22 protein-coding genes and 1 pseudogene are annotated in these 22,843 nt (G+C 68.9%); 11 read left to right on the forward strand and 12 right to left on the reverse strand.

Going from position 1 to position 22,843, the window contains the following annotated elements:
* Positions 1-60: 60 nt before the first annotated feature.
* From ASG71_RS04985 to ASG71_RS04995, 3 genes are all read right to left on the reverse strand, one after another.
* Complete coding sequence (locus tag ASG71_RS04985; protein ID WP_056737595.1) at positions 61-594, reverse strand: DUF6023 family protein; 534 nt, start codon at positions 592-594, stop codon at positions 61-63.
* A gap of 84 nt (positions 595-678) precedes the next feature.
* On the reverse strand, positions 679-1,227 hold the full coding sequence (locus ASG71_RS04990; RefSeq protein WP_056737596.1) for a hypothetical protein: 549 nt from the start codon (positions 1,225-1,227) through the stop codon (positions 679-681).
* 47 nt (positions 1,228-1,274) lie between these two features.
* Positions 1,275-1,730, reverse strand: a complete 456-nt coding sequence (locus tag ASG71_RS04995; RefSeq protein ID WP_056737597.1) for a hypothetical protein — start codon at positions 1,728-1,730, stop codon at positions 1,275-1,277.
* A 143-nt stretch (positions 1,731-1,873) separates the two neighbouring features.
* Here ASG71_RS04995 and ASG71_RS05000 point away from each other — a divergent pair, with 143 nt between their 5' ends.
* Both ASG71_RS05000 and ASG71_RS05005 read left to right on the forward strand, forming a co-directional pair.
* A complete protein-coding gene (locus ASG71_RS05000; RefSeq protein WP_056737598.1) occupies positions 1,874-2,626 on the forward strand; it encodes a MerR family transcriptional regulator in 753 nt (250 codons plus the stop codon).
* Positions 2,627-2,710: 84 nt separating this feature from the next.
* A complete protein-coding gene (locus ASG71_RS05005; protein WP_056737599.1) occupies positions 2,711-4,348 on the forward strand; it encodes a methyltransferase in 1,638 nt (545 codons plus the stop codon).
* Between the two features lie 30 nt (positions 4,349-4,378).
* Here the strand turns inward: ASG71_RS05005 and ASG71_RS16880 are convergent.
* A pseudogene (locus ASG71_RS16880) lies at positions 4,379-5,677 on the reverse strand (MFS transporter); the annotation flags it as partial.
* 79 nt (positions 5,678-5,756) lie between these two features.
* Here ASG71_RS16880 and ASG71_RS05010 point away from each other — a divergent pair.
* A complete protein-coding gene (locus ASG71_RS05010) occupies positions 5,757-6,416 on the forward strand; it encodes an ArsR/SmtB family transcription factor (RefSeq protein WP_056737600.1) in 660 nt (219 codons plus the stop codon).
* 104 nt (positions 6,417-6,520) lie between these two features.
* On the opposite strand, the gene ASG71_RS05015 is transcribed toward ASG71_RS05010, so the two are convergent.
* From ASG71_RS05015 to ASG71_RS05025, 3 genes are all read right to left on the reverse strand, one after another.
* Entirely contained in the window at positions 6,521-7,459 is a 939-nt protein-coding gene (locus ASG71_RS05015) for an SRPBCC family protein (RefSeq protein ID WP_056737601.1), read from the reverse strand.
* A 120-nt stretch (positions 7,460-7,579) separates the two neighbouring features.
* On the reverse strand, positions 7,580-8,518 hold the full coding sequence (locus tag ASG71_RS05020) for a carbohydrate ABC transporter permease (RefSeq protein WP_056737602.1): 939 nt from the start codon (positions 8,516-8,518) through the stop codon (positions 7,580-7,582).
* Complete coding sequence (locus tag ASG71_RS05025; RefSeq protein WP_235563970.1) at positions 8,518-9,393, reverse strand: carbohydrate ABC transporter permease; 876 nt, start codon at positions 9,391-9,393, stop codon at positions 8,518-8,520. The genes ASG71_RS05020 and ASG71_RS05025 overlap by 1 nt, the downstream gene beginning before the upstream one ends.
* Positions 9,394-9,674: 281 nt before the next feature.
* Between ASG71_RS05025 and ASG71_RS05030 the strand changes: the two genes are divergently transcribed.
* From ASG71_RS05030 to ASG71_RS05040, 3 genes are all read left to right on the forward strand, one after another.
* Entirely contained in the window at positions 9,675-11,033 is a 1,359-nt protein-coding gene (locus ASG71_RS05030; protein WP_056737604.1) for an ABC transporter substrate-binding protein, read from the forward strand.
* A gap of 108 nt (positions 11,034-11,141) precedes the next feature.
* The gene (locus tag ASG71_RS05035; protein ID WP_056737605.1) at positions 11,142-11,537 is read left to right on the forward strand and encodes a low affinity iron permease family protein; all 396 of its coding nucleotides are present in this window, start codon (positions 11,142-11,144) and stop codon (positions 11,535-11,537) included.
* 187 nt (positions 11,538-11,724) lie between these two features.
* Positions 11,725-11,991: a hypothetical protein gene (locus ASG71_RS05040; protein ID WP_056737606.1), complete on the forward strand. Its 267-nt coding sequence runs from the start codon at positions 11,725-11,727 to the stop codon at positions 11,989-11,991.
* A 42-nt stretch (positions 11,992-12,033) separates the two neighbouring features.
* Here the strand turns inward: ASG71_RS05040 and ASG71_RS05045 are convergent, their stop codons facing one another.
* From ASG71_RS05045 to ASG71_RS05065, 5 genes are all read right to left on the reverse strand, one after another.
* Positions 12,034-12,495, reverse strand: a complete 462-nt coding sequence (locus ASG71_RS05045; protein WP_056737607.1) for a hypothetical protein — start codon at positions 12,493-12,495, stop codon at positions 12,034-12,036.
* Positions 12,492-15,059 carry a molybdopterin-dependent oxidoreductase gene (locus tag ASG71_RS05050; protein ID WP_082574884.1) on the reverse strand — a complete coding sequence of 856 codons (2,568 nt, stop codon included), beginning with the start codon at positions 15,057-15,059 and terminating at the stop codon, positions 12,492-12,494. The genes ASG71_RS05045 and ASG71_RS05050 overlap by 4 nt, the downstream gene beginning before the upstream one ends.
* Before the next feature lie 138 nt (positions 15,060-15,197).
* Positions 15,198-15,767 carry a cysteine hydrolase family protein gene (locus ASG71_RS05055; RefSeq protein WP_056737608.1) on the reverse strand — a complete coding sequence of 190 codons (570 nt, stop codon included), beginning with the start codon at positions 15,765-15,767 and terminating at the stop codon, positions 15,198-15,200.
* Positions 15,745-16,113, reverse strand: coding sequence for a hypothetical protein (locus ASG71_RS05060; protein ID WP_157366228.1), 369 nt, complete (start codon positions 16,111-16,113; stop codon positions 15,745-15,747). Before ASG71_RS05060 ends, ASG71_RS05055 begins: the two co-directional genes overlap by 23 nt.
* A 243-nt stretch (positions 16,114-16,356) precedes the next feature.
* Positions 16,357-16,581 (reverse strand): hypothetical protein, encoded by a 225-nt coding sequence (locus ASG71_RS05065; RefSeq protein WP_056737610.1) that lies wholly within the window; start codon positions 16,579-16,581, stop codon positions 16,357-16,359.
* A gap of 225 nt (positions 16,582-16,806) precedes the next feature.
* On the opposite strand from ASG71_RS05065, the gene topA reads away from it, so the two are divergent.
* The 5 genes from topA to ASG71_RS05090 all read left to right on the forward strand — a co-directional run bounded on the left by topA (position 16,807) and on the right by ASG71_RS05090 (position 22,838).
* Positions 16,807-19,545: a type I DNA topoisomerase gene (gene topA / locus ASG71_RS05070; RefSeq protein ID WP_056737611.1), complete on the forward strand. Its 2,739-nt coding sequence runs from the start codon at positions 16,807-16,809 to the stop codon at positions 19,543-19,545.
* A 61-nt stretch (positions 19,546-19,606) separates the two neighbouring features.
* Positions 19,607-20,056: an SseB family protein gene (locus tag ASG71_RS05075; protein ID WP_056737612.1), complete on the forward strand. Its 450-nt coding sequence runs from the start codon at positions 19,607-19,609 to the stop codon at positions 20,054-20,056.
* Positions 20,057-20,119: 63 nt separating this feature from the next.
* Positions 20,120-21,139 (forward strand): Ppx/GppA phosphatase family protein, encoded by a 1,020-nt coding sequence (locus ASG71_RS05080; protein ID WP_056737613.1) that lies wholly within the window; start codon positions 20,120-20,122, stop codon positions 21,137-21,139.
* A 250-nt stretch (positions 21,140-21,389) separates the two neighbouring features.
* Entirely contained in the window at positions 21,390-22,223 is an 834-nt protein-coding gene (gene proC, locus ASG71_RS05085) for a pyrroline-5-carboxylate reductase (RefSeq protein ID WP_056737614.1), read from the forward strand.
* 30 nt (positions 22,224-22,253) lie between these two features.
* Complete coding sequence (locus ASG71_RS05090; RefSeq protein ID WP_056737615.1) at positions 22,254-22,838, forward strand: HhH-GPD-type base excision DNA repair protein; 585 nt, start codon at positions 22,254-22,256, stop codon at positions 22,836-22,838.
* Positions 22,839-22,843 lie beyond the last annotated feature (5 nt).

The raw sequence follows: 22,843 nt of genomic DNA on the forward strand, positions 1-22,843 counted from the left end.
CGCCGCGCGGCCCCGCACCGGTCCGGCTCCGCCCCGCCGCCCGTCGCGCACCGATCCGGTTCAGATCCGGCTGACCCGGTAGGCATAGTTCGCCGGCGCCCGCGACTCCACCCGGAGCCTCAGCACCGTATCCGCGGCGAGCTGGACGACATTCACCCGGGGAGCGCCGCAGCGCAGACTCAGGTCCACCAGGGTGCTCTCGCTGTCGCGGACGGTGAAGGACACCCGCCGGGTGCTGCGGCAGACCAGGGTCAGCGAGTACGTCCCGGAGGGCAGCTGCGTGGTGGTCTCATGGCGGGTCTCGCCGGCGTCCAGCAGCCCGGACCGCGTCTGGAAGACCTGGCCGGCGGTCTCGGGCAGCACCTCCGCCAGCCACCGGTGCAGTTCCGCCCCCGAAACGGGCCGGTTCCGTCCCGGGTCCTGCGGCAGCGCCGCGTCGGTGGCCGTGACCGTGGGCGGAGCCGACGACGCCGGGGTGAACCCGTCGTCGTACTGGTACTCGCAGGCGCCGAGCCCCAGGGTGCACGCCAGCAGCGCGGCCGGCGCGGCGGCGGCGCGCGACCGCCGCACCCGGGGTGCTTGCGCGGAGGGCATACTCCGACTGTAGGCCTGGCCGCGGCGGCGGGCCAGAGCCCGGCGACCCGCGCCAGAGACCGGCGACCTGCGGCGCGTGCGCCACTACGGGGTGGGCAGCCGCTCAAGCCGGATCGCGACGGCGGCGCCCGGAGCCGGCTCGGTTGACAGCGGATCAACCTGCACCGTGGTCGGCCCGGACTCCAGCTTCACGGACGCCTCGACGGTGCGCCCGCACGGAACCTTGAGCGTGAGCCTTGTCCCGTACCGGCGGTCCGGCTGGGTAACCGTCACGAGCGCGGTGGGCGTGCCGGCGCAGGCCACTGACACGGCATAAAGGCCCTTGACCGTGCCCTGCTTGGTCTGGCGGAAGCCGATCCCGGTCAAGGCCGCCATCACTTCGTTCTTCGGCCGGGGGCCGAGGAGCCGCTGGACTACCGCCGTGTTCTTGGCCGCTTCGGCGGCAACAGCTTCGTCCTGGGTTGGCGGCGGCAGTGTCGGCCGCGGTGCGGGCGGCCGGGCCGTGGGCGCTGTGTCGGGCCCCGGCACGCCGACGTCGTCCGCGACCTCGCAGCCGGCCAGCCCCGCCGAGAAAACCAGTGCGATCAGCGTTGCCCAGGCACGAACCCTGTGCTTACCCCCAGCAGCAACCATGCCCCGAGCCTAGTGGCAGCGGCGGCCGGCGGCCGGCGGACCGCAGCTCAGCCCGCTGGCGTCAGCTCGTAGGCGAAGATCAGCGGGGCGTCCACGCTTGAGGCGCTGATCTTCAGCGTGCCGGCGGAGGGGACCGTGATCCTGGCGGTTTCCCGGCTGCCGTTGCAGGCCGCCCCGGCCTCCGTGAGGTGGGTTCCGTCGAGGGTTACCTCGAAGAACTCCTTGCCGCCGCCGTCGCAGGTCATCGTCAGGGTGTAGCTGCCGGCCGGGACGCTGGCGTCTTTCGCGACCGGGTCGCGGTTGAGGATCTTGCCGGCGTCGGCCAGCACGACGCCGCCGGCCGAGGGCAAGGCGGTGGCCTTCCACGCGTTCACGTCGGCGGATTCGATCGAGCCTCCGGGGGCGCACGCGGCGGCGCCCATCACGACGGCGGCGCCGGCCGCGGCGGCGAGGAGTCGACGGACGACGCGGGCGCGGAGCGGCAGCGCTGGAGCGGAAAGCATGCCTCCAACTTACCCTCTGGGACCGCGCCCTCCGGACCCGGGACCCGGACCCGGCCCTTGAGCCGGAGGCCTTGACCTTGACGCAGCGTCAAGCTTTAGGCTCGGGGCAGCGGCCGAGAAATCCGGCGGCGGAAAGGAGCACCATGGACTGGTCCGTGCAGCAGATCGCGAAGCTCGCAGGCACCACGAGCCGGACGCTGCGCCACTACGATGCCGTCGGGCTGCTCAAGCCCAGCCGTATCGGGGAGAACGGTTACCGGTACTACGACCAGACAGCATTGCTGCGGCTGCAGCGCATCCTGCTGCTGCGCGATCTGGGGTTGGGCCTGCCGGCGATCGGCGAGGTCCTTGACCAGGACCAGGAGGCCGGGCGCGCGCTGGCCGCCCACCTCAAATGGCTGCAACAGGAACATGACAGGCTGGCGCGGCAGATCGCTTCGGTCCAGCACACACTCAAGGAAGTCACAGCAGGGAGGGATCTCATGGCCGAGAAAATGTTCGACGGGTTCGACCACAACCGGTATAAGGACGAAGTGGAGCAGCGCTGGGGCAAGGACGCGTACGCGCAGGGTGATGCCTGGTGGCGCGGCATGGACGGGGCCGAAAAGGACGGATGGAAGGAGCGGGCCGCACGGCTGGGCCAGGACTGGATTGCGGCCGCGGAATCCGGCATCGCCCCGGACAGCCCGGAAGCGCAGGACCTCGCACGGCGCCACGTCGAATGGCTCGCCGGGATTCCCGGGACCCCCGCAGTCGGCGGGAACGTGAAGGAATACCTGTCCGGCCTGGGCGAGATGTACGTGGCAGACCCCCGTTTCGCCGCGAATTACGGCGGGACCGCCGGAGCGACGTTCGTGCGGGACGCGCTGCAGGCCTACGCGGCCAAGCACCTCTAGCGGCGGCACTGCCACGGCAGTGCGCGCGGGGACGGGGACGGCGGGAAAGCGGGACGCCGACGACGCCGCGCCTAAACTTGTCCGGTGACTCCCTCTACGCTATTCACGGCCGGCAATACCCCCGACGCTCCCCGCAGCGATCTCCCGGACCTGCTTCAGGCGCTCGCCGCGGACCTGCGCCGCATCGGCTACACGGTCGACGGTGTCGCGGAACTTCTTGGGCCGGAGGCCCACGCGGCCCTGGCCCGGGACCAGCTCGTTCCGGCCCTGATCGCCACGGACGCGGCTGCGCAGCTTGGGACGACGACGGCCGCGCTCGCCGCCGTCGTCCGCCTGTGGCTGCTGGCCGAACCGCAAACCCCCGGCACCCTCGACGCCGCCCTGCCGGGCATCCGCACCGAAGGCCTGCAGCAGCTGGGCCTCGTGGAGGCGTCCGGGGACGGCCGGATCCAGGCGAAGGTGGACCTGCGGCCCTACGGCTGGGACCCGTCCGTCGATGAGGACGGCACAGCCAGCGGCGGCGCCGAGCTCTGGGTCGCCAGCGACCTCGCCGCCCACCAGCGCCCGGGCGTCCTGCGCCATGACCACGTGCTGGGGATCGGGCAGGCGTCCACCACCCTGGTCCAGGTCACGGCACGCCGGCACGTGGCCCGCGCGCTGGACCTCGGCACCGGCTGCGGCATCCAGGCCTTCCACCTGCTGCACCACGCCGAACACGTCACGGCCACCGATATCTCCGAGCGTGCGCTCGCGTTCACCCGCTTCAACCTGGTCCTCAACGCCGGTGCGCTGCACCTGGATCCCGCGCACCTGGAGGAGCGGGTGAGCCTGCGGCTGGGCTCCCTGCTGGACCCGGTGGCGGGCCAGGAATTTGACCTAGTCGTCTCCAACCCGCCGTTCGTAATCACACCGCGCACCGCGGGCGAGGCGGCTGCCGACCAGTTCACCTACCGCGATGGAGGCCTGCCCGGCGATGACATTGTCGACGCCCTGGTCCGCGGGCTGCCCGGCATCCTGGCCCCGGGCGGGACGGCCCAGCTGCTGGGCAACTGGGAGATTCCGGCGGGTACCGCGTGGGACGAGCGGCCGCGGACCTGGGTGGCCCCGGAATCGGACGCCTGGTTCATCCAGCGCGAGCAGGTCAGCCCCGGGCAGTACGCCGAGACCTGGTTGCAGGACGCCTCCGAGGCCCGCGACCGCCGGCTATACCGGGACTCGTACGCGGCCTACCTGGCGGACTTCGCCGCCCGGAACGTGGAGGCCATCGGCTTTGGCATGATCTGGCTCCGCCGGCCCGCGCCCGGCGCCCGTCCGGTACTGTGCCGGTTCGAGGAGATCACCTACCCGATCGAGCAGCCCGTCGGCCCGCACCTGGGCGCCGCCGTCGAACGCGTCGACTGGCTGGCCGGCCACGAGCTGGAGCCCGCGCACCTGGTCGTGGCCGACGACGTCACCGAGGAACGGCACCAGCGGCCCGGCGCCGAACATCCGGGCGTCATCCTGCTGCGCCAGGGTGCTGGCCTGCGCCGCACCAACCTGCTCAGTACCGAGCTGGCCGGCTTCGTGTCAGCGTGCGACGGCGAGCTCGCCGTCGGGCAGATCATCGGTGCCCTGGACGCGCTGCTGGGCGGCTACGAGGGGTACGACGCCGGGGCGTTCCGCCGCGGGCTCCTCGAGGAGGTCGCCAACCTGGTGCGCGACGGCTTCCTGCTTCCCGCCTGACGCCGGGACGGGCGACACCGGGGCGGTTGCGGCGGGTGCGGGTGCCGGCATGGGAGCCGCTGCGGGCGAGTCCGCGCGCCCGAACCGCGGCAGGACGTAGGCGCTGACGGCCAGAGCGACGAGCACCCCGCCCACCCCGGTGGCAAGGAAACTCAGCCGGATCGGCAACAGCGCGCCCAGCAGGCCGCCGATCGCCAGGGCGGCAATCGAGACGGCGCGGGTCATGCCCCCGATGATCGCCATCGCCTGCCCGCGCCCGCTCTCGGGAACGCGCAGGATCGCAATCGCGCCGAAGCAGGCGTTCAAGGCTCCGCAGGCCGCGCCCATCGCGGTGTACGCCGCGAAGAGCAGGCCCACGGTCGGCACCAGCGCCATCACGCCCAGGAACGCCGAAGTCAGCACCATGGAGGCCAAAAGCGCCCGCAACCTCGCCTGCGGCGTGCGGATCCGGCCGGCGAGGGCGGCGCCCGCGGCCATGCCCAGGCCGAACGCGGCGGCCAGCAGGCCGTACTCGGTTTCGCTGGCGCCCAGTTCGCCGCGGGCCAGGAAGACTTCCAGCACGTTGGTGGCCTCGCCGACGATGATGAAGAACAGGGCGCCGAGGACGAGGGCCCAGACCAGGCTGTCCCGCCGGATCAGCCGCAGGCCATCGAGGAGGGCCGGCGCCTCGCGGCCGGCCCGCTCCGCGGCGGTGCCCCGGCGGGTCCGGATCAGCAGAGCGCCGGCGCCCATGCCCAGGTAGCAGCCGCTTGCGACGGTGAAGACCAGGCCCGAGCCGCCCCAGCCGCTCAGCAGGCCGCCCGCGGCGGGACCGGCCATGCCGGCGATCATGATGGTGGCCTGCATGGTGCCCACCGCCCGGGGCGTGCGTTCCTCCCCGACGATCCGGGGCAGCAGCGCCTGCCAGGTCGGTCCTGCGACGGCCTGCGCCGCATCCAGCAGGAAGGTCAGGGCGAACAGCGCGGCGACGGGGTTCTCGAGGTAGTGCAGCGCGGCGCCCATCCCGCCAACGGCGGCAGCGCTCACGGCCGAGGACCCCACCGCCAGGGTCCGGGAGTCCCGTGTGTCGGCGAGACGGCCGGCCCACGGCGCGAGCAGCACCAGCGGCAGCGCCGAGCAGGCCAGGTACGCCGCAACGAGCCAGGGGCCGGCCGCGGCGTCCGGCCCAGCCGCGGCCATGTTCTGCAGGTGCAGCATGATGCTGACGACGACGGCGCCCATTCCCGCCGTCGCCAGGAAGCGGGCGCTGCTGGCGAGCAGGAAGTCGCGGTTGCGCAGCAGCGAGGGGCCGCGCCCGGTGCCGCGCCACTTGTGAAGTATCTGTTTCATAAACAGCAAGGTAGCCCCGGCGCGGATCGGGTGTCAAGCATTTGTTTCAGAGTTTGGGGTTCGTCGGTAGACTGGAGGAGTGAATGCAGAGAACTCGAAGTCAGTTGCCCCGGCTGACGCCGCCGCGCCGGCCGCCAAGCGCAGGCCCCGGCCGGAAAAGAAGGTCGAGATTACCGACCCCAAGGCGATCCGGGCCCTGGCCCACGCCGCCCGGCTTGAGGTCATCTCCGAGCTCTACTCCACCCAGGTCAGCCGCACGGCCACCGAGTTGGCGGCCCAGACCGGCCTGACGCCCAGCGCCATGAGCTACCACCTGCGCGCCCTGCAGAAATGGGGCATCGTGGTGCCCGCCGCCACGGCCGGCGACGCGCGCGAGCGTCGCTGGAAAGCCGCCGGCACCGACTTCACCATCAATTCCGGCGGGGGACTGGCCAGCCCGGAATTTGCCGTGCTCGATCTCGAGCTCGACGCCTACCGCCGGCGCGTTAAGGCCTACGCCAGGTCGCGCGATGAGCAGCGCCAGCGCGGCGAGGCGGCGGACGGCACCTCGTCGGTGGTGCTGGCCAGCAACCTGCTGTACCTCACCCCGGCCCAGCGCGCGGAACTGAACCAGCGGCTCTTCGACCTGCTCCGCGACTATGAGCTCGAGGACCCCGACCAGGTTCCCGACGGCGCCGAGCGGATGGCCACCATGTGGTCGATGATCCCGGATGACCGGGGCGGGCCCGCGGCTCCCTAGCGCGCCGGGAAGCCCGGTTGTCGCCGAGCGGCCGGCCACAGGCAGCAAAAAGGCCGGGACGGCGGTGGCCCCGCTCGCCCCGGCCTTCGCGCCGCTGGTCGTCCCTAGTGCTGCCCGAGGCTGCCGCCGGCGGGCGGAAGGGTGCCCGGGCCGCCCTCGGTCCGCGCCCGGCGTTCGGCCTCGCTCGCCGTGTCACTGAGGGCGGTCTCGTCGGAGTCGCCTTCTGTATCGACCAGGCCGTTCGTCTGGTCGAAGGGTTTGCCGACCGGGCGGGTGTCCGGAGCTCCGGTGGTGCCGGCTGCAGCCTGGGCTGGGCCGGCGTCGTGCCCGAGGCCCTCGTCGGGGAACACGCTGCCTGTGGTGCCGGTGGGCGGTACTACTGTGGCCGCCCCCGGACGGGGCGGAGCCGCGGCGTCGGCGGGCACCGTGTCGCCGTCGGAGTTCTTGCTGCCGGAGGCCGCAGCCACGCCGGCGGCCGCGGCGGCCGCGAGGCCGACGCCGGCAATCACCTTGCCGGAGACCCCGGCCTTGCCGCTGTCGCCGCGTGAGGCGGCGGCGTCCTCGACGCCGGGGGTTCCGCCCGGTACGCCTCCGCCGACCGTGCCGCGCCACGCGCCGGTCGCGTAGCCCTCGTCTTCGATAAAGGCCTTGAACCGCTCGAGGTCACCCTCCGCCTGTTTCTCCACGACGTTGAGCTTGTCGCCGATCTTCTCCACCACGCCCTCGGGCTCGTAGTCGAGGGAAAGCTGTACCGACGTCTGGCCGCCGCCGAGGTCTTCAAACGTCACGGACCCGGCGTTGGTAGCACCCTCGGTCGCCGCCCAAGCAACCTTCTGGTCGGGCACCTGTTCCAGGATCCGGGCCTGCCACTGCCTGCGAACCCCGGCGATTTCGGCCGTCCACTCGAGCTGCTCGTCACTGAGCTGCTTGACGCTCTTGACCCCGCCCATGAAGTGGGGGAACTCCTCGAACTGGGTCCACTGGTTATAGGCCACGCTGACGGGAACGTTGACCAGAATGCGCTTCTCAACCTTGGTGCTCACGATTTCTCCTCTGATTGGATCGGGGATCAACAAGGGGCTGATTATTCATCAGTATGCTTACTGTATCGGCCGGGCCCTGGCACGGCTAGGGGGCCGACGTTTCGGAATTTTCGGCGCTGCTCAGCCCTTCCGGCCTTCCGTGGCCACGCCTTCGATGAAGTGGCGTTGCCCGAAGGCGAAGAGGATGAGCATGGGCAAGGTGATGAGCAGGGTCGCGACCATGACGAACTGGTAGTCGCCCTGCCCGCCGTTCGTTGGACTGTATTTGGTCATGGCGTAGGCGATCCCAAGCGGTGCGGTGAAGCCCTCGACCGATCCGGCGTTGAGGTAGATCAGGGCCGACTGGAGGTTGTTCCAGCTGGCCTGGAATTCGAAGATGAAGATCACCACCAGGGAGGGGATCGACAGCGGCAGGGCTATCCGGCGGAAGAGGCCGAAGTAGCTGGCGCCGTCGATCCTGGCTGCCTCGAAGAGTTCGCGGGGCAGGCCGAGGAAGAACTGACGCTGCAGGAAGATGTAGAACGCTGATCCGAAGAGGTTCATGCCGAACAGCGGGATCCACGTTCCCAGGACTCCCAAGTTTTTCCAAATGAGGTACTGCGGCACCATCGTCACAGCCCCGGGAAGCATCATGGTGGCCAGGACAAGGCCGAAGAGGAAGTTTCGGCCCGGGAAGCGGAAATAGGCGAACCCGAAGGCGACCATGGCGCTGGAGATCGTCACCAGCGTCGCGGCCAGGACGGCGATCAGGAAACTGTTCGTCACCCAGCTGACCAGCGGGAGCTGCTCCCAGACCTGGATGTAGTTTTGCGGGGAAAAGGTGCGGGGAATCAGCGAGTTGTCGAAGACCTCCCCGCGTGGTTTGAGGCTGGCGGCGATGAGCCAGACCAGCGGATAGAGGAATGCGGCGCTGAACAGCGTCAGAAGCGACCACAGCAGCACCCGGCCCGCTTTGCTCCGTGGGGAGAGCCGCTTGCGCCGTGGGCGCGGCGGTTCGTCCGCCGGCCGGGTATCGGTCCGGGGTTCAACCCCGGCCGCCTGGGTCCGTGTCGTTGCCATCAGCGCTTTTCCCCCTCGTAGTAGACGAACTTGTTGCCGATCCGGACCTGAAGGAGGCTGATCAGCAGGATCAGGACAAAAAGGACCCAGGCCATGGCTGAGGCGAAGCCGAAATTGAATTCACGGAAGGCCTGCTGGAACAGGTAGATACCGTAGAACAGGGATGCCTCGGGCGAAGTGCTGGTCTGGTCGCGCCAAAACAACAAATAGGCCTGGTCGAAGACCTGCAGGGCGGCGATGGTCAGGACGATGACGTTGAAGAAGATGGCGCCGGAGATCATCGGGACCGTGATGGAGAAGAACTTCCGCACGGGGCCTGCGCCGTCGAGGGCAGCCACCTCATAGAGATCCTTCGGAACGCTCTTGAGGGCCGCAAGGAAGATGACCATCGTTCCGCTCACCCCCCAGAGTGTCATCAGCACGATGGAGGGTTTCACCCAGGCCGGGTCGATGAGCCATTGCGGGCCGGTGATTCCGAAGAAGCGGAGGGCCTGGTTGATGGCGCCGGTATTGCCGTTCAACAACAGCAGGAATACCGCGGCGGTGGCGACCGAGGGCGTCATCTTGGGAAGGTAGTAGACGGTGCGGAAGAACCCGGCCCCGCGGCCGACTTGGTTCAGCAGCAGGGCAAGACCGAGCGCCACGCAGATTTCCAGTGGCACGGCCATGACGGCGTAAAACAGGGTATTGGCCAGTGACGCGGCCACCTTGGGGTCGTCGAAAAGCAATGCGTAGTTCGTGGTGCCGGCCGGTTTGGCGACGTTGGTGGCGAGGTTGTAGCGGCTGAACGAGATCACCAGGCTGTAGACCATCGCGCCGAGCATAAAGACCAGAAACCCGACGATCCACGGGGAAATGAACAGGTAGCCGGCCACTGCTTCCCGGCGGTTGTACTTCTTGTTAGGTCGGCGCTGGCTCCGGCCCGACTTGCGCGGTGCGGCATCGGCCGCCGGCTCTGTTTTCAAGGCACCCCCACTTTCGATCGCTGCAGGGGCCGCCGCCGTCGCGGAGGACGCGCCCCGCTGGCCACTTGCGCCCCTCGTCCCACTCCGTTAGTTTTCGATTTAGCAAGCTTACTTACAGTCTGGCAGTAAAGAATCGTTTAGCCGAGGGCTTTCTTGGCGGCGACATAAAGTTCGAGTGCAGGAGGATGCAGATGGGCGTTCCAACGAAGAGGTTGGCGGTTCTGGCCGCGGCAGCACTGGGCCTTGCGGCCTGTGGCGGCGGCGGCCAGTCGGCCGCGGAGACGTCGGATTTCAAGAAGGAGGCATCCGGGGCGCTCACCGCCTGGGCCTTCGATAACGCGGACGACGTCGGCAAGGCCCGGATGAAGTACGCGGAGTCCCAGCTCTCCGGCGTCAAGATCACCATGGACCAGACGCCGTTCGACGCGCAGAAGTTCACCACCCGGGCGGCCAGCGGTGGGGTGCCGGACGTGGTCCAGATGGACCGGACCTTCGTCGCCACGTATGCCGCCCAGGGCCTCATCAAGCCCCTGGACGGATGCTTCAAGGCGCACGGCATGGACCCGGGCAAGCAGTTCTACCCGGCCGTCACGCAGCAGGTCACCTACCAGGACAAGGTCTGGGCCGTCCCGCAGTTCTACCAGCCCGCGGCCATCATCCTCAATCAAAGCGTTCTGCAGCCCGCAGGCGTTTCCGCCGAGGACATCGACACCTCCGACCACACCAAGCTGCTGGGTGCCGTCGGCAAGGCCTACAAAGCCAGCGGCGGCAACCCGGCGACGCTCGGCTTCGACCCGGTCGCCGGTGGCCAGGCCGAACTCTGGATCCTTGGCCAGGGCGGGCGGCTGATGGATGACAAGGGGGCGCCAGCGCTCGACGACCCGGCGAACATCGGGGCGTTGTCCTTCCTCAAGCAGCTCTACGACGCGCAGGGCGGTTACGCGAAAGCCAAGAGCTTCAGCGATTCATTCGACACCTTTGGCAAGGACAACCAGTTCGTCAAGAAGCAGGTCGGCGCCCAGGTCGACGCCCAGTGGTACGTCAACGTCCTCGCCCCCTACTCGGAATCGCTGAAGATATCGGCCGTGCCGTTCAAGGACAAGGAGGGGAAGCCCTTCACCGTAGCCGGCGGTACCTCCTTCGTCATCCCCACGGGCGCCAAGAACCCCGACGCTGCCTGCGCCTGGATGACCTCACTGGTCACCGACGATGCGTGGGCCGCTGCGGGCGAGGCCCGCTCGCAGAAAATCGCATCCACGCCCGGCGGCATTAACACCGGCCTCTTTACCGGCTCGCCGTCTGCGGACAAGTTGATCCGGGACAAGTTCGTCAAGCCCAGCGGTAACGCGGGGTTCGACGAGACGATCAGCACCTACTACGACGTTCTGCCGACCGGCAAGTCCCTCGGTGCCTCGCCCGCCGGACAGACCATCAAGACCGAACTCAACAACGCCATTGCCTCGGCCCTGCTCGGCACGAAGGCGCCGGACAAGGCGCTGGCCGATGCCCAGGCCGCAGCTAAGCGCGCCTTCGATCAGGCCGGTTCCTAGGGGCCGCAGCCGGATCCCTGATTCGGTGCCAAACTGGACGGACCGCGGGGCTTGCTTCCCGTGGTCCGTCCAGACGGCCCTGGATTCTTGAGGGAAAGCGTACCGACCATGGCTCAACCACAGGGGAACGAACAGCCCGACGTGTTCACCCGATTCACCACAGCCACCGCCCGCGTCCTGGGCCACGCCTGGGTCTTCAGTGCCGCCGTCGCCGTCCTGGTGGCGTGGGCGCTCACCGGCCCGTTGCTGGCGTTCTCGGACACCTGGCAGCTGGTTATCAATACCGGCACCACCATCGTGACCTTCCTCATGGTCTTCATCATCCAGAACACCCAAAACAGGGATACCGCAGCCCTTCACCTGAAGCTGGATGCGCTGATGCTGGAGCTCAAGGTCAGCAACGCCAAGCTCTACGACGCCGAAAATGAAGGCGAGAAGGAAATCGAGCGGCAGCGGGCACGGATTGCGCGCGCCGCGGACGCCGGGCCCTCCGAGGGGGTCTGACAGCGGCCGGCCTTGTTTCTCCGGACGGCGGGGCGTAGCGTCGGACAGGCAGGGCAGTGCGCGGATCGATGACAGAGAATCCGCGGAATCTCTACCCTCACCGGCCCGGCGCTCCCGTGCAGAACGACCACAGGCCACCGCTGTAGCCCTCGGCGGTACCCATGCACCCAGCGGAAATGAGCCGACCATGGCTACTTCGCAGTTCACCCAATTCCTTCACGACGCCACCTCGCCCACGGCGGCTTTGGACCCGAGCATCGACCGAGACTGCCTCTACGGCGTCTACACCAGTTGGTGCTTCCTGGCCCGCCGGCAACCGGCAGCGGAAAGCGTCTTCTGGGCCGCCATGCGGAAGAAGAAGATTGTTCCCGGACGGACCCGGCTGCGCATCAAGGGACCCGCCGCGGCGGATTATCTGGTCTGCGCCTACACCGGTTCGGTGTGGGGACCCTAGCGTCCGGAACGCATCAGGCGGGCGGGGTCCGCTGAGGGCAACCTAGCGCGCCGCGATCAGGGCCTGCGGGGCCGCCTGCTTCATGCGGGTCTGCAGCCAGCGCAGCTGCACCGACGTCTCGCCGTCGCACCGCTCAACGACCTCCAGCAGCTCCCGGTCCCGGAGCGCCGATCCGGCCTGCTTGACCATGGTCCAGGTGACGTCCACCAGGCTGGCCAGCAGGTACAGGTCCTGCAGGTCCCGCAATAGCCCCACAGGACCCTGCCTCGTGCTGGACAGCCCCTCGGCGTGGAGGCGCTCCGGCTCGGCATCCGAAGGGTCCTCCCCGTAGCGCTCGACGATCGGGTGCAAAAGGCGGCTGTGCTCCTCGCACTGCTGGGCCAGGGTGTGGCACAGGAAGTGCACGTCGGGCTCGTCGCCGTGGCCGGCCGCGACCTGTCGGAAGGATTCGGCCAGCGTCTTCTCGGCCTGGTGCAGCATGCCCAGGTAAATGTTCAGGTTCATGGCCGTGCCTCCTGGTCGCTGCCTGCGCTGTTGCTGCCGGCGCTGACGCCGCCGGGGCGGTCGCTGCCCGGGCCGGGCCTGACCGCGTCCGGAAAGCGGGGCGGCGGGGTGGCAGCGACGTCTTCGGTGGCGTCGGCTTCACCGCCCCCGGTCGTCGGCCGCGGCCGCCGGGTGCCCTGGTTTTCGGCCGCAGCGGACGGGCGCGACGCCGTCGTTGTCGGTGCCGGCGCGGGCCCCTCCGCATCACCGATTTTCTCCACCCGGACGGCCGCGTTCTTGAAGACGGGCTGCTTGGAGACCGGGTCCCATTCGGTGAGCGTGAGTTCATTGGCGGCCGTCGGATGCTCACCCGGCGTACCGTCGGAATCCCAGTAGCCGTAGTGGAAGGGCGCGAACACGGTCCCGGCGCGGATGTCGCTGATGCGGGCGGGGACTTCGATCCTGCCGCGCCGCGACTCCACCCGGACCAGGTCGCCCTCCCCGATGCCCAGCCGCCCGGCGTCGTCCGCGCCCAGTTCCACCCAGGCGCGCGGTGCGGCCTGGGTGAGCTGCCGGGAGCGGCCCGTCTTGGTCCGGGTGTGGAAGTGGTAGGCCGTGCGGCCGGTGGTGTACCGCAGCGGGTACTCGCCGTCGGGTTCCTCGTGCGGCGGATGATAGTCCGCCGTCTTCAGGACGGCGCGGCCGGCCGGGACCGTGGCCCGGAAGGCCTCGGGGCCCACCGTCGCTCCGGTCAACAGATCGTGCCCGTAGCTCTCGCAGTAGTCCGGGTCGGTCGGAAAGATGCCGTCCGTGTACAGCCGGTCGCGTCCGTCGGGGTTCTCCTCGTTGCACGGCCACGGGATGCCGCTGCCGCCCCGAAGCCGCTCGTAGCTGATGCCGGTGTAGTCGCAGGGCCGTCCGCGGGTGCACTCACGCCACGCGTTGAAGGCATCCTCGGGGCCCTCCCAGGCCAGCAGGGGCTCGCCCTGCCGGGTGGTGAAACCCATCCTGCGTGAGTAGTCGAGGAAGATGTCCAGGTCGCTGCGCGCTTCGCCGGGCGGCTCCACGGCCTTGTCCGAGAGGTGGACGGTCCGGTTGACGTTGGTGAAGGTGCCGGTCTTCTCGCCCCAGCCGGCTGCGGGCAGGACGACGTCGGCGGCCTGCGCGGTCTCGGTCAGGTACAGGTCCTGCACGACCACAAAGAGCTCGGGCTTGGCCAGGATCTCGCGGATCCTCGGCAGCTGGGGCATTGACACTGCAGGGTTGGTGGCGGAAATCCAGAGGAATTCGATGGAGCCCTGTTCGGCGTAGCGGAAGATCTGCATCGCGTGTGTCGGCGGGGCCCAGTGCGGGATGGTCAGCGGGTCGATGTCCCAGAGGTCGGCGAGTTCCTGGACGTGGCCGGGGTTTTCCCAGTTCCGGAAGCCGGGAAGATCGCCGTCCGCCCCGCATTCGCGGTTGTTTTGCGCGGTCGGCTGTCCGTTCATCTGCAGGATTCCGCACCCGGGCCGTCCGAGCAGGCCGCGGAGCAGGTGCAGGTTGTTGACCTGGCAGGAGGAAGCGGTGGCCTGCGCCGATTGGTAGAACCCCTGCAGCACGGTTGAGAGGACCCGGCCGGAGGTTCCGAAGATGCGGGCGGCTTTCCGGATATCCGCGGCGGGGACGTCGCAGATTGCTGCGGCGGCCTCCGCGTTCCAGGGCTCTACGGTGGCCTTGAGCTGTTCGAAGCCCACCGTGTGGGCCTGGATGTAGGCCTCGTCCACCCAGCCGTGGGCCAGGATCTCGTGGACGAGGGCGTTCATGAGCGCCAGGTTGGTGCCCGGACGGACGGCGAGGTGCACATCCGCGTGGCGGGCCACTTCAGTGTCGCGCGGGTCGATGCAGACCACCTTGGGCCGGTCGGGGCCGGCGATGCGGTCCAGCACCCGCGACCACAGCACGGTCTGGGTCTCGGCCATGTTGTGGCCGTAGAGGAAAATCGCGTCACAGCTGTCGATGTCCGTGTAGGACCCCGGCTGGCCGTCGGCGCCGAAAGTCTCCTTGAGCGCCGCCGCCGCGGTCGCGGTGCACAGGCGCGTATTGCCGTCCATGTGCGGCGTGCCGATGCCCGCTTTACCGATCACGGCCAGGGCGTAGTACTCCTCCAGGAAGAGCTGGCCGCTGGTGTAGAAGCCGTGGCTGAGCGGCCCGCGGTCCCTCAGCAGCTGCCGGCTCCGCTCGGTGATCCGGTTCATCGCAGTGTCCCAGTCGCATTCGACCAGGCGGCCGTTTTCCCGGATCATCGGACGCTGCAGCCGGTCCTTGTGGGAAACGCCCTGCCAGCTGGCGAACAGTCCCTTCGGACCCAGCCGGCCGTGGTTCACCAGGTCCCCGGCCCGGCCCCGGATGCCGACCATCGCGCCGTCCTTGACCGCGATGTCGCACGCGCAGCCGTTGCTGCAGAGGACGCAGGCGGACTGCACCCAGCGGTCGACGTCGTCCGCGGAGACGCCTTCGCCGAGGGCCTGGTCAACCCGGACCGGCCACAGCCCGTCCCTCGGGTACGGGGTTCTGGTGCCCCAGATCTGGGCGATGCGGTCGACCATGGTTGTCCTCCTCTTTCCTTCCGCGGGCGGGGCCGCGGAAAACAAACAGTTGCCCGGGTCAAGCTTTATCAGCATCCGGACGGTGCGTACAGGGGTCGCAGGGCGGCGTCCGCGCTGGCTCGGCGGAGCGTCCCTGCCTCACGTCCGGGACTTGGCCTGTGCCTTCAGCAGCTGTTCAATCGCAGGGAGTTCCAGAACCCGCTGGCGGTACTCGCGGCAAAGGATCTCCTGGGCTGCGGCCGAAGCTTCGGCATTTTCGGAGGCGGTGGCCTCGTCGGCATAGACGACCCGGATGTTGTGGGCGAAGGCGTCCGCCGCGGTCTGGACGATGCAGTTGTGCGTGGAGATGCCGGCGAGCACGAGCGTCTCGACGTCCCAGTTCCGCAGCCGCCAAGCCAGGTCCGTGCCGAGGAAGGCACTGTCCCGGGTTTTGACCAGTTGCGGCAGTGACTCCGTCGTCAGGCCGGGAACAAACTCCGCCTGCTGTGTCCCGCGGAAGATGAAGCCCTGGTCGTCATCCAGCATGTTCAGGGTCCAGGTGGATTTATCCTTCTCGTGTTCGGTCTTGACCAGCAGGACGTTCGCCCCGGAGTCCCTGGCCGCCGCGATCAGGCGGTTGCAGGCGGCGGCAACCGCCTCTCTCTGGCTTTGGAGCGCCGGGTCCTCGAAGAACGCGTTCTGCATGTCAATGATCAGAACGGCGATCATCCGGGCCCTTTCCGCTGGAGTCCTGGTCCGCACGGCGGAGGTTCCTCGACGACGGGCCGCCCCTGGCGCGCCGCCAGGTCAGGGCTGCCGCTGCCAGGGCAAGGATCACGACGGCGGCGATGTAGTACGGCGCGTAGTCAACGCGGGTTTCCTTCGCTGCGGGAGTTTCGCCGGTTCCGGGGTCCACCGGGCCGGGGGTGGACGGCGAACCGGTCGGGTTGGGGGCTGTGGTACTGGAATTCAGGTACGTCGGGGAAGGGTCGCCCGCCGTGGCGGCCCCGACCGGCAGGACGAGGGCTGCGCAGAGGGCCAGCGCTGTGAGCACGGAACTTCGAAAGCGTCGCATCGATTTCTCCTTGGCAAGCAACTGGAGGCTACGGGCTCGGGACGCCCGGGGAGGGCTTCGTCGGGCCTTTTGAATAATCGTCAGCGTGCTTACTATATCTTCGAAGAGATATCCCGGCCAGAGTGGAGCGTCGCGGGCCGGTATGCGGAAGCCATGCGCTGGTGTCTCGCCGAGGGTAGGCCCAAGCGGGCGGACGCCCGCGGACCTGCGGCGCCGGGGTCCTGCCCGCCGTCGGGACGCTGCTTACACAGGATTGTTGGTATCGCCCCGGGAATCCGGATCCTGGTCCTTGCCGTAGTCGGCCGCCGATGCCAGTCCGCCTACCTGTTGTCCGGCGTTGGTCTGCCCGGGCGTGAAACTGCCCTGCCGGGCTGCGTCCGGTTCCGGGTCAGCGGCGGAGGAGACGTCGTCCCGCAGGTGCTCGTCGGCAGGAACGTCGCTTGGCTGTGGTGCTTCCTGATCGCTCATGCCCCCAGACAACCACCCTGGCCCCCGCGCCGCAACGGTTTCGGCTCCGCTGTCCCCACGGCCCGCCGGAACCAGCCGAGGCGTTGCCGTTCCTCGCCCGCGGCCTTCGGAGCGGCCGCCGTAAAGGGGCGGGCACGGGTCCGGATGCGCAGGAATCGGCAAAATATGGTGAACTAGGCGGGTATGGGCGCATCTGCCCGAGCCACCATTTTCTGTAGGAGCACCGTGCCAAGCAAGGCCCCCACCGGCAAGAAACTCGTGATCGTCGAGTCTCCGGCCAAGAGCAAGACCATCGCCAAGTACCTGGGCGAGGGCTTCATCGTTGAGGCCTCCATCGGTCACATCCGCGACCTTCCGCAGCCCTCGGAGCTCCCTGCGGAACTGAAGAAAACGCCGCTGGGCAAGTTCGCCGTCGACGTCGAGCACGACTTCAAGCCCTACTACGTGGTGTCCCCGGACAAGAAGAAAAAGGTCGCCGAACTCAAGGCCCAGCTCAAGGGCGCCGACGCGCTCTACCTCGCAACCGATGGGGACCGCGAGGGCGAAGCCATCGCGTGGCACCTGCTGGAGGTCCTCAAGCCCAAGGTTCCGGTGTACCGGATGACCTTCGGCGAAATCACCAAGGAAGCCATCCACCGCGCCATGGACAACCTGCGCGACGTGGACCAGGACCTGGTGGACGCCCAGGAAACCCGGCGCGTGCTGGACCGGCTCTACGGCTACGAAATCTCCCCGGTGCTCTGGCGCAAGGTGGCGCGCGGCCTCTCCGCCGGCCGGGTGCAGTCCGTCGTGACCCGCATGGTGGTGGACCGGGAACGCGAACGCATGGCCTTCAAGGCCGCCTCCTACTGGGACCTGACCGGGCAGTTCGGCGCGGAATCCGGTTCCTTCAAGGCGAAGCTGGCGTCCGTCGACGGCTCCAAGGTCGCCAGCGGCCGGGACTTCAACGACGACGGCGAACTCACCTCCCGCGGCGTGGTGCACCTGGATGAAGAACTCGCCGGGGCCCTTGCCGCCGGCCTGCAGGACGCGGAGTTCCGCGTCCGCTCCGTCGACACCAAGCCGTACACCCGCCGTCCCGCGGCGCCGTTCACCACCTCCACGCTGCAGCAGGAGGCCGGCCGCAAACTGCGCTTCTCCTCCAAGAGCACCATGCAGGTGGCCCAGCGGCTCTACGAAAACGGCTACATCACCTATATGCGTACGGACTCGAATGCGTTGAGCAACGAGGCCATCACGGCCGCGCGGCGCCAGGCCTCCGAGCTCTACGGGCCCGAGTACGTTCCGGCGTCGCCGCGCGTCTACAGCGGCAAGGCAGCCAACGCGCAGGAGGCCCACGAAGCCATCCGTCCCGCCGGCGACTCCTTCCGCACCCCGGCTCAGGTCGCCAAGCAGCTCTCCGGTGACGAGTTCCGCCTCTACGAGCTGATCTGGAAGCGCACCGTCGCCTCCCAGATGGCCGACGCCAAGGGCTCCACCGCCACCATCCGCCTCGGCGCGGTCACCGTCGGCGGCGCCGCCGCCGGCCGGGACGCCGAGTTCTCCGCCTCCGGCACCGTCATCACTTTCCCCGGCTTCCTCGCAGCCTACGAGGAGGGCAAGGACGAGAGCCGCGGCGACGAGGAGTCCGAGGAAGCACGCCGGCTGCCCAACGTGGCCAAGGACGACGCGCTGACCGCCTCCGAGATCGTCGCCGTCGGGCACGAAACCTCCCCGCCGCCGCGCTACACCGAAGCGTCGCTGACCGCGGAACTGGAAAAGCGCGGCATCGGCCGTCCGTCCACCTACGCCTCCACGATCTCCACCATCCAGGACCGCGGCTACGTCCGGAAGCAGGGTTCCGCGCTGGTTCCAAGCTGGATCGCCTTCTCCGTGATCCGCCTGCTCGAACAGCACTTCCACGACTACGTGGACTACGACTTCACGGCCGACATGGAAGCGGATCTGGACAAGATCGCCAACGGCCAGGAAGCCGGGCCCGCCTGGCTGAAGCACTTCTACTTCGGTGCCGACTCCGAGCCCGGCCTGCTGAGCATCGTCAACAACCTCGGCGAGATCGACGCCCGCGAAATCAACTCCATCCCGATCACCGACGGCATCACCCTGCGGGTGGGCAAGTTCGGCCCCTACCTGGAAAGCTCGGTCCCCACGGTGGATCCGAAGACCGGCGAAGTGGTCGAGTCGGCGCGCGCGAATGTGCCCGAGGACCTCGCCCCGGACGAGCTCACCGCCGCCAAGGCGCTCGAGCTGATGGAGACCGCCGCCCCGGAGGAACGCGTGCTCGGCACCGACCCGCACACCGGGCACACGGTCGTGGCGAAGAACGGCCGCTACGGCGCGTACGTCACCGAGATCATCCCGGAAATGACCGAGGAGCAGCTGGCCAGCCTGCCGGTCGAGTACTACAAGAACGGCAAGCCCAAGCCGCCGAAGAAACCGGTCAAGGCCAAGCCGCGCACCGGGTCGCTGTTCGCTTCGATGAGCGTGGACACCATCACCCTGGACGAGGCGCTGCAGCTGATGAGCCTGCCCCGGGTGCTGGGCCAGGATGCCGAGGGCAACCCGATCACGGTGCAGAACGGCCGCTTCGGCCCGTACCTGAAGAAGGGCACGGATTCGCGCTCGATCGGCTCGGAGGAGGAAATCTTCACGATCACGCTCGAACAGGCGCTGGAGATCTACTCCCAGCCCAAGCAGCGTGGCGCCCGCGCCGCTGTGCCGCCGCTGGCGGAGTTCGGCCCGGACCCGGTCTCGGAGAAAAACATCGTGGTCAAGGAAGGCCGGTTCGGCCCCTACATCACCGACGGAATCACCAACATCACCGTTCCGCGCAGCACCGCGATCGAGGAGCTGACCCGGGAACAGGCGGTGGAACTGCTCGCCGAGAAACGTGCCAAGGGGCCGGTCAAGCGCAAGGCCCCTGCCCGTAAGGCACCGGCCCGCAAGGCCGCGGCCAAGAAGTAGGCGGTCGGTCCGGCGGCGGTGAGGAATTGCGGAGCGGGGCGCAACGTGATCGAGTGGGACCATGACTGAACAGCCAGCACCCATGGATCTCCAGCCGCTCAACGACCTCGAAGAGAAGCTCGCCAAGGGGGAGCAGCCGGACGCGAACCCGGTGGACGTCATCCTGTCCTTCCTCAACAACGAGGTCTACATCGTCAGCTCCGACACGATCGACGGGCCCGACTCCCAGGTCGAACCGCTCGTGCTGGCCAACGCCGCCGGCAAGCCGGTGCTGGCCGTGTTCTCCCACCCGAGCCGGGTCACGGAGCAGTACCTCGACGCCGCCCCGAACGTCCTGGGCACCCAGGGCGCGGCCATCATCAGCAACCTCGGTGATGAACTTGGCATGGTGATCAACCCGGGCGCGGTCTACGGGTTCGAAATCGACCCCGAGGGCGTGGCGAACATCCGCCGCGACTTCAAGCCCTCCGACGAGGACCCCGCCGCGGGCGCGGACGGCCAGCAGGCCTGAGCCGGCGGACACGGCCCGGGTGCCCGGTTAGGGCACTGCGGGCCGGAGGAGAATAATGGCACCATGCGGCTAGGCGTCCTCGATATCGGGTCCAACACTGTCCACCTGCTTCTGGTGGACGCCCACCCCGGCGCGCGCCCGGTCCCGTTCGCCTCGCACAAGCGGCCGCTGTCGCTCGTGCAGTTCCTTGACGCCGACGGGAACATCAACGACGCCGGCCAGCACGAGCTGATCGAGTTCGTGCTGGAGGCCTGGGAATTCGCCGCCCGGCACAAGGCCGAGGACCTATTGGCGTTTTGCACCTCCGCAATCCGCGAGGCCACCAACGGGCCCGCCGTCCTGGCGCGCGTCGAGCACGAGACCACCGTGACGCTGCGGGAACTGACCGGCAGCGAAGAGGCCTCGATGACGTTCTTCGCCGTGCGCCGCTGGTACGGCTGGGGCGCCGGACCGATCCTGGACCTGGATATCGGCGGCGGATCCTTTGAGATGGCCTATGGCGGGGATGAACTGCCCGAACTCGCGATGTCCGTCCCGCTGGGGGCCAGCCGCCTCACCCGGGACTGGCTGCAGGACGATCCGCCGTCGGCCAAGAGCGTGAAGGAACTGCGCCGCTATATCCGCGCCACGCTCAAGCCCGCGGTCCGCAACTTCGACAAGCTGGGCCGGGCGAACCTGGTGGCCGGTACTTCCAAGACCTTCCGCTCGCTGGCCCGCATCGCCGGGGCGGCGCCGAGTGGCGCGGGCCCGTACGTCAGGCGCGAGCTGTTCGCGGCGGACCTGGGCCTCTGGGCGCAGCGGATCTCCGCCATGGAAGTAGAGGACAGGCTGCACCTGCCCGGCGTCTCCGAAGCGCGGGCCCCGCAGCTGCTCGCCGGGGCGCTGGTGGCGGAGGCGGCGCTGGAACTCTTCGAATTCCCCAGCCTTGAGATCTGCCCGTGGGCGCTGCGGGAGGGGCTGATCCTGCGCCGGCTCGACCAGCTGGTCTTCGAAGGTCCCCTGCAGCCGGCCCCGCACGTCAGCCTCGCGGCTGGGCCCCAGTCACCCGAACTCCAGGAAACTACGGCGTCCGACGCCGGCTGACGCTGGCCAGTGTGGTCGGGCGCCCTCCCCGCGAAGGCTGGCGGCTTAAAGCGAAGCACCGGCGGCCCGGAGCGGGAAAATGGGGGAAACCCGCTGCGTACCACCGGTGCCGGGCAGACATCCGCATGACTGCCTATCATCACTCGCACCCTCAATGAGGTAGTACCTACGCTAATCCCCGACTTTGGGAGGAAGCTGCGCTGAGGATGTGAGCTGGCTGTGAATCGGGGCTCCCTGCAATGATGGGCACATGAGCAACCGAATCGCATTCCTGGGCTGTGGATCAATGAACGAGGCAATCATGGGCGGCATGATCGCCGGCGGGGCAGATCCCGCGGACATCGTGGCCACGGTCCGGAGGGCGGAGCGGGCGGCAGAGCTCGCCGAACGGCATCACGGCATCACAGCCATCGCCGGGGAGGAAGAGCCCGAGAACAATACCCAGGCGGCCACCGGCGCCGCCGTCGTGGTCCTGGGCGTGAAGCCGGTAGGGATCGCGGACCTGGCCCGGGAAATCAGCGGCGCCCTGGCCCCGGACACGATCGTCGTCAGCGTCGCCGCGGCGGTGTCGCTGGAGCAGCTGGAGGCAGCGCTGCCGGAGGGGCAGCCGGTGATCCGCTCCATGCCGAACACCCCAGCCAAACTGGGCCGCGGCGTCGTCTCCGTCTCCGCCGGCAAGCACTGCTCCGCCGGGCAGCTGCAGCAGGCCAAGGACATTTTCGCCGCCGTCGGCACCGTTGTCGAAATTCCCGAAGAGCAGGTGGACGCCCTGTCCGCGATCAGCGGATCCGGCCCGGCCTACGCCTTCTATCTGGCCGAAGCGATGGCCGCCGCGGGCGTTGAACTGGGGCTCGACGCGGACCTCTCCCTGCTGCTGGCGCGGGAGACGGTTGCCGGCGCCGGGCTCATGCTCGCCGAGCCCGGGGCCGATCCGGCCGCCCTCCGCAAAGCCGTGACCAGCCCGAACGGCACCACGGAACGGGCCATCGCCACGTTCGACGAGCGCGGCCTGCCCGCGATCATCGCCGCCGGCGCCCGCGCGGCGTCCGAACGGGCCGCGGAGATCACCAAACAGCTTGGCTAGCGGCCCCGGCCGGATGGCAGGATAGGACCCATGGAACTGCATATCACCGGTGATCCCGCGGCGGACAAACTACTCAGCGGCGACGCCTTCGCCCTCCTGACGGGCATGCTGCTTGACCAGCAGGTGACCATGGAGTCTGCCTTCGCCGGCCCGGAGAAAATCCGGACGCGGCTCGGCTCGATGGATCCCGGGACCATCGCCGCAGCCGATCCGCAGGCCTTCGAGGAGCTGTTCAAGGAGCGCCCGGCCGTGCACCGGTTCCCCGGCTCGATGGCCGCCCGCGTCCAGGCCCTCGCGGCCACCGTGCACAGTGAGTGGAACGGCGACGCCGCGGCGATCTGGACGCAGGGGGACCCCGACGGGCCGGAGGTGCTGCGCCGGCTCAAGGCGCTGCCGGGATTCGGAGAGCAGAAGGCCAAGATCTTCCTGGCCCTGCTGGGCAAGCAGTGCGGACTCGAGGCGGCCGGCTGGCGTGAGGCCGCCGGCCACTACGGGCAGGCGGACGCGTTCCTGTCCGTGGCGGACATCGTGGATCCCGAATCACTCGCGAAGGTCCGGGCCAGCAAGCAGGCCGCCAAGGCCGCCGCGAAAGCGGCAAAGGCCGGGGGAGCCTGAGCGGT

This window comes from Arthrobacter sp. Soil763 (genome assembly GCF_001428365.1).
Taxonomy (GTDB): Bacteria; Actinomycetota; Actinomycetes; order Actinomycetales; family Micrococcaceae; genus Arthrobacter.

Coding starts and splice junctions, on each gene's coding strand:
- ASG71_RS04985 (WP_056737595.1), bottom strand. CDS start 594: ATGCCCTCCGCGCAAGCACCCCGGGTGCGGCGGTCGCGCGCCGCCGCC.
- ASG71_RS04990 (WP_056737596.1), bottom strand. CDS start 1,227: ATGGTTGCTGCTGGGGGTAAGCACAGGGTTCGTGCCTGGGCAACGCTG.
- ASG71_RS04995 (WP_056737597.1), bottom strand. CDS start 1,730: ATGCTTTCCGCTCCAGCGCTGCCGCTCCGCGCCCGCGTCGTCCGTCGA.
- ASG71_RS05000 (WP_056737598.1), top strand. CDS start 1,874: ATGGACTGGTCCGTGCAGCAGATCGCGAAGCTCGCAGGCACCACGAGC.
- ASG71_RS05020 (WP_056737602.1), bottom strand. CDS start 8,518: ATGGCAACGACACGGACCCAGGCGGCCGGGGTTGAACCCCGGACCGAT.
- ASG71_RS05030 (WP_056737604.1), top strand. CDS start 9,675: ATGGGCGTTCCAACGAAGAGGTTGGCGGTTCTGGCCGCGGCAGCACTG.
- ASG71_RS05035 (WP_056737605.1), top strand. CDS start 11,142: ATGGCTCAACCACAGGGGAACGAACAGCCCGACGTGTTCACCCGATTC.
- ASG71_RS05040 (WP_056737606.1), top strand. CDS start 11,725: ATGGCTACTTCGCAGTTCACCCAATTCCTTCACGACGCCACCTCGCCC.
- ASG71_RS05045 (WP_056737607.1), bottom strand. CDS start 12,495: ATGAACCTGAACATTTACCTGGGCATGCTGCACCAGGCCGAGAAGACG.
- ASG71_RS05050 (WP_082574884.1), bottom strand. CDS start 15,059: ATGGTCGACCGCATCGCCCAGATCTGGGGCACCAGAACCCCGTACCCG.
- ASG71_RS05055 (WP_056737608.1), bottom strand. CDS start 15,767: ATGATCGCCGTTCTGATCATTGACATGCAGAACGCGTTCTTCGAGGAC.
- ASG71_RS05060 (WP_157366228.1), bottom strand. CDS start 16,113: ATGCGACGCTTTCGAAGTTCCGTGCTCACAGCGCTGGCCCTCTGCGCA.
- ASG71_RS05065 (WP_056737610.1), bottom strand. CDS start 16,581: ATGAGCGATCAGGAAGCACCACAGCCAAGCGACGTTCCTGCCGACGAG.
- ASG71_RS05075 (WP_056737612.1), top strand. CDS start 19,607: ATGACTGAACAGCCAGCACCCATGGATCTCCAGCCGCTCAACGACCTC.
- ASG71_RS05080 (WP_056737613.1), top strand. CDS start 20,120: ATGCGGCTAGGCGTCCTCGATATCGGGTCCAACACTGTCCACCTGCTT.
- proC (WP_056737614.1), top strand. CDS start 21,390: ATGAGCAACCGAATCGCATTCCTGGGCTGTGGATCAATGAACGAGGCA.
- ASG71_RS05090 (WP_056737615.1), top strand. CDS start 22,254: ATGGAACTGCATATCACCGGTGATCCCGCGGCGGACAAACTACTCAGC.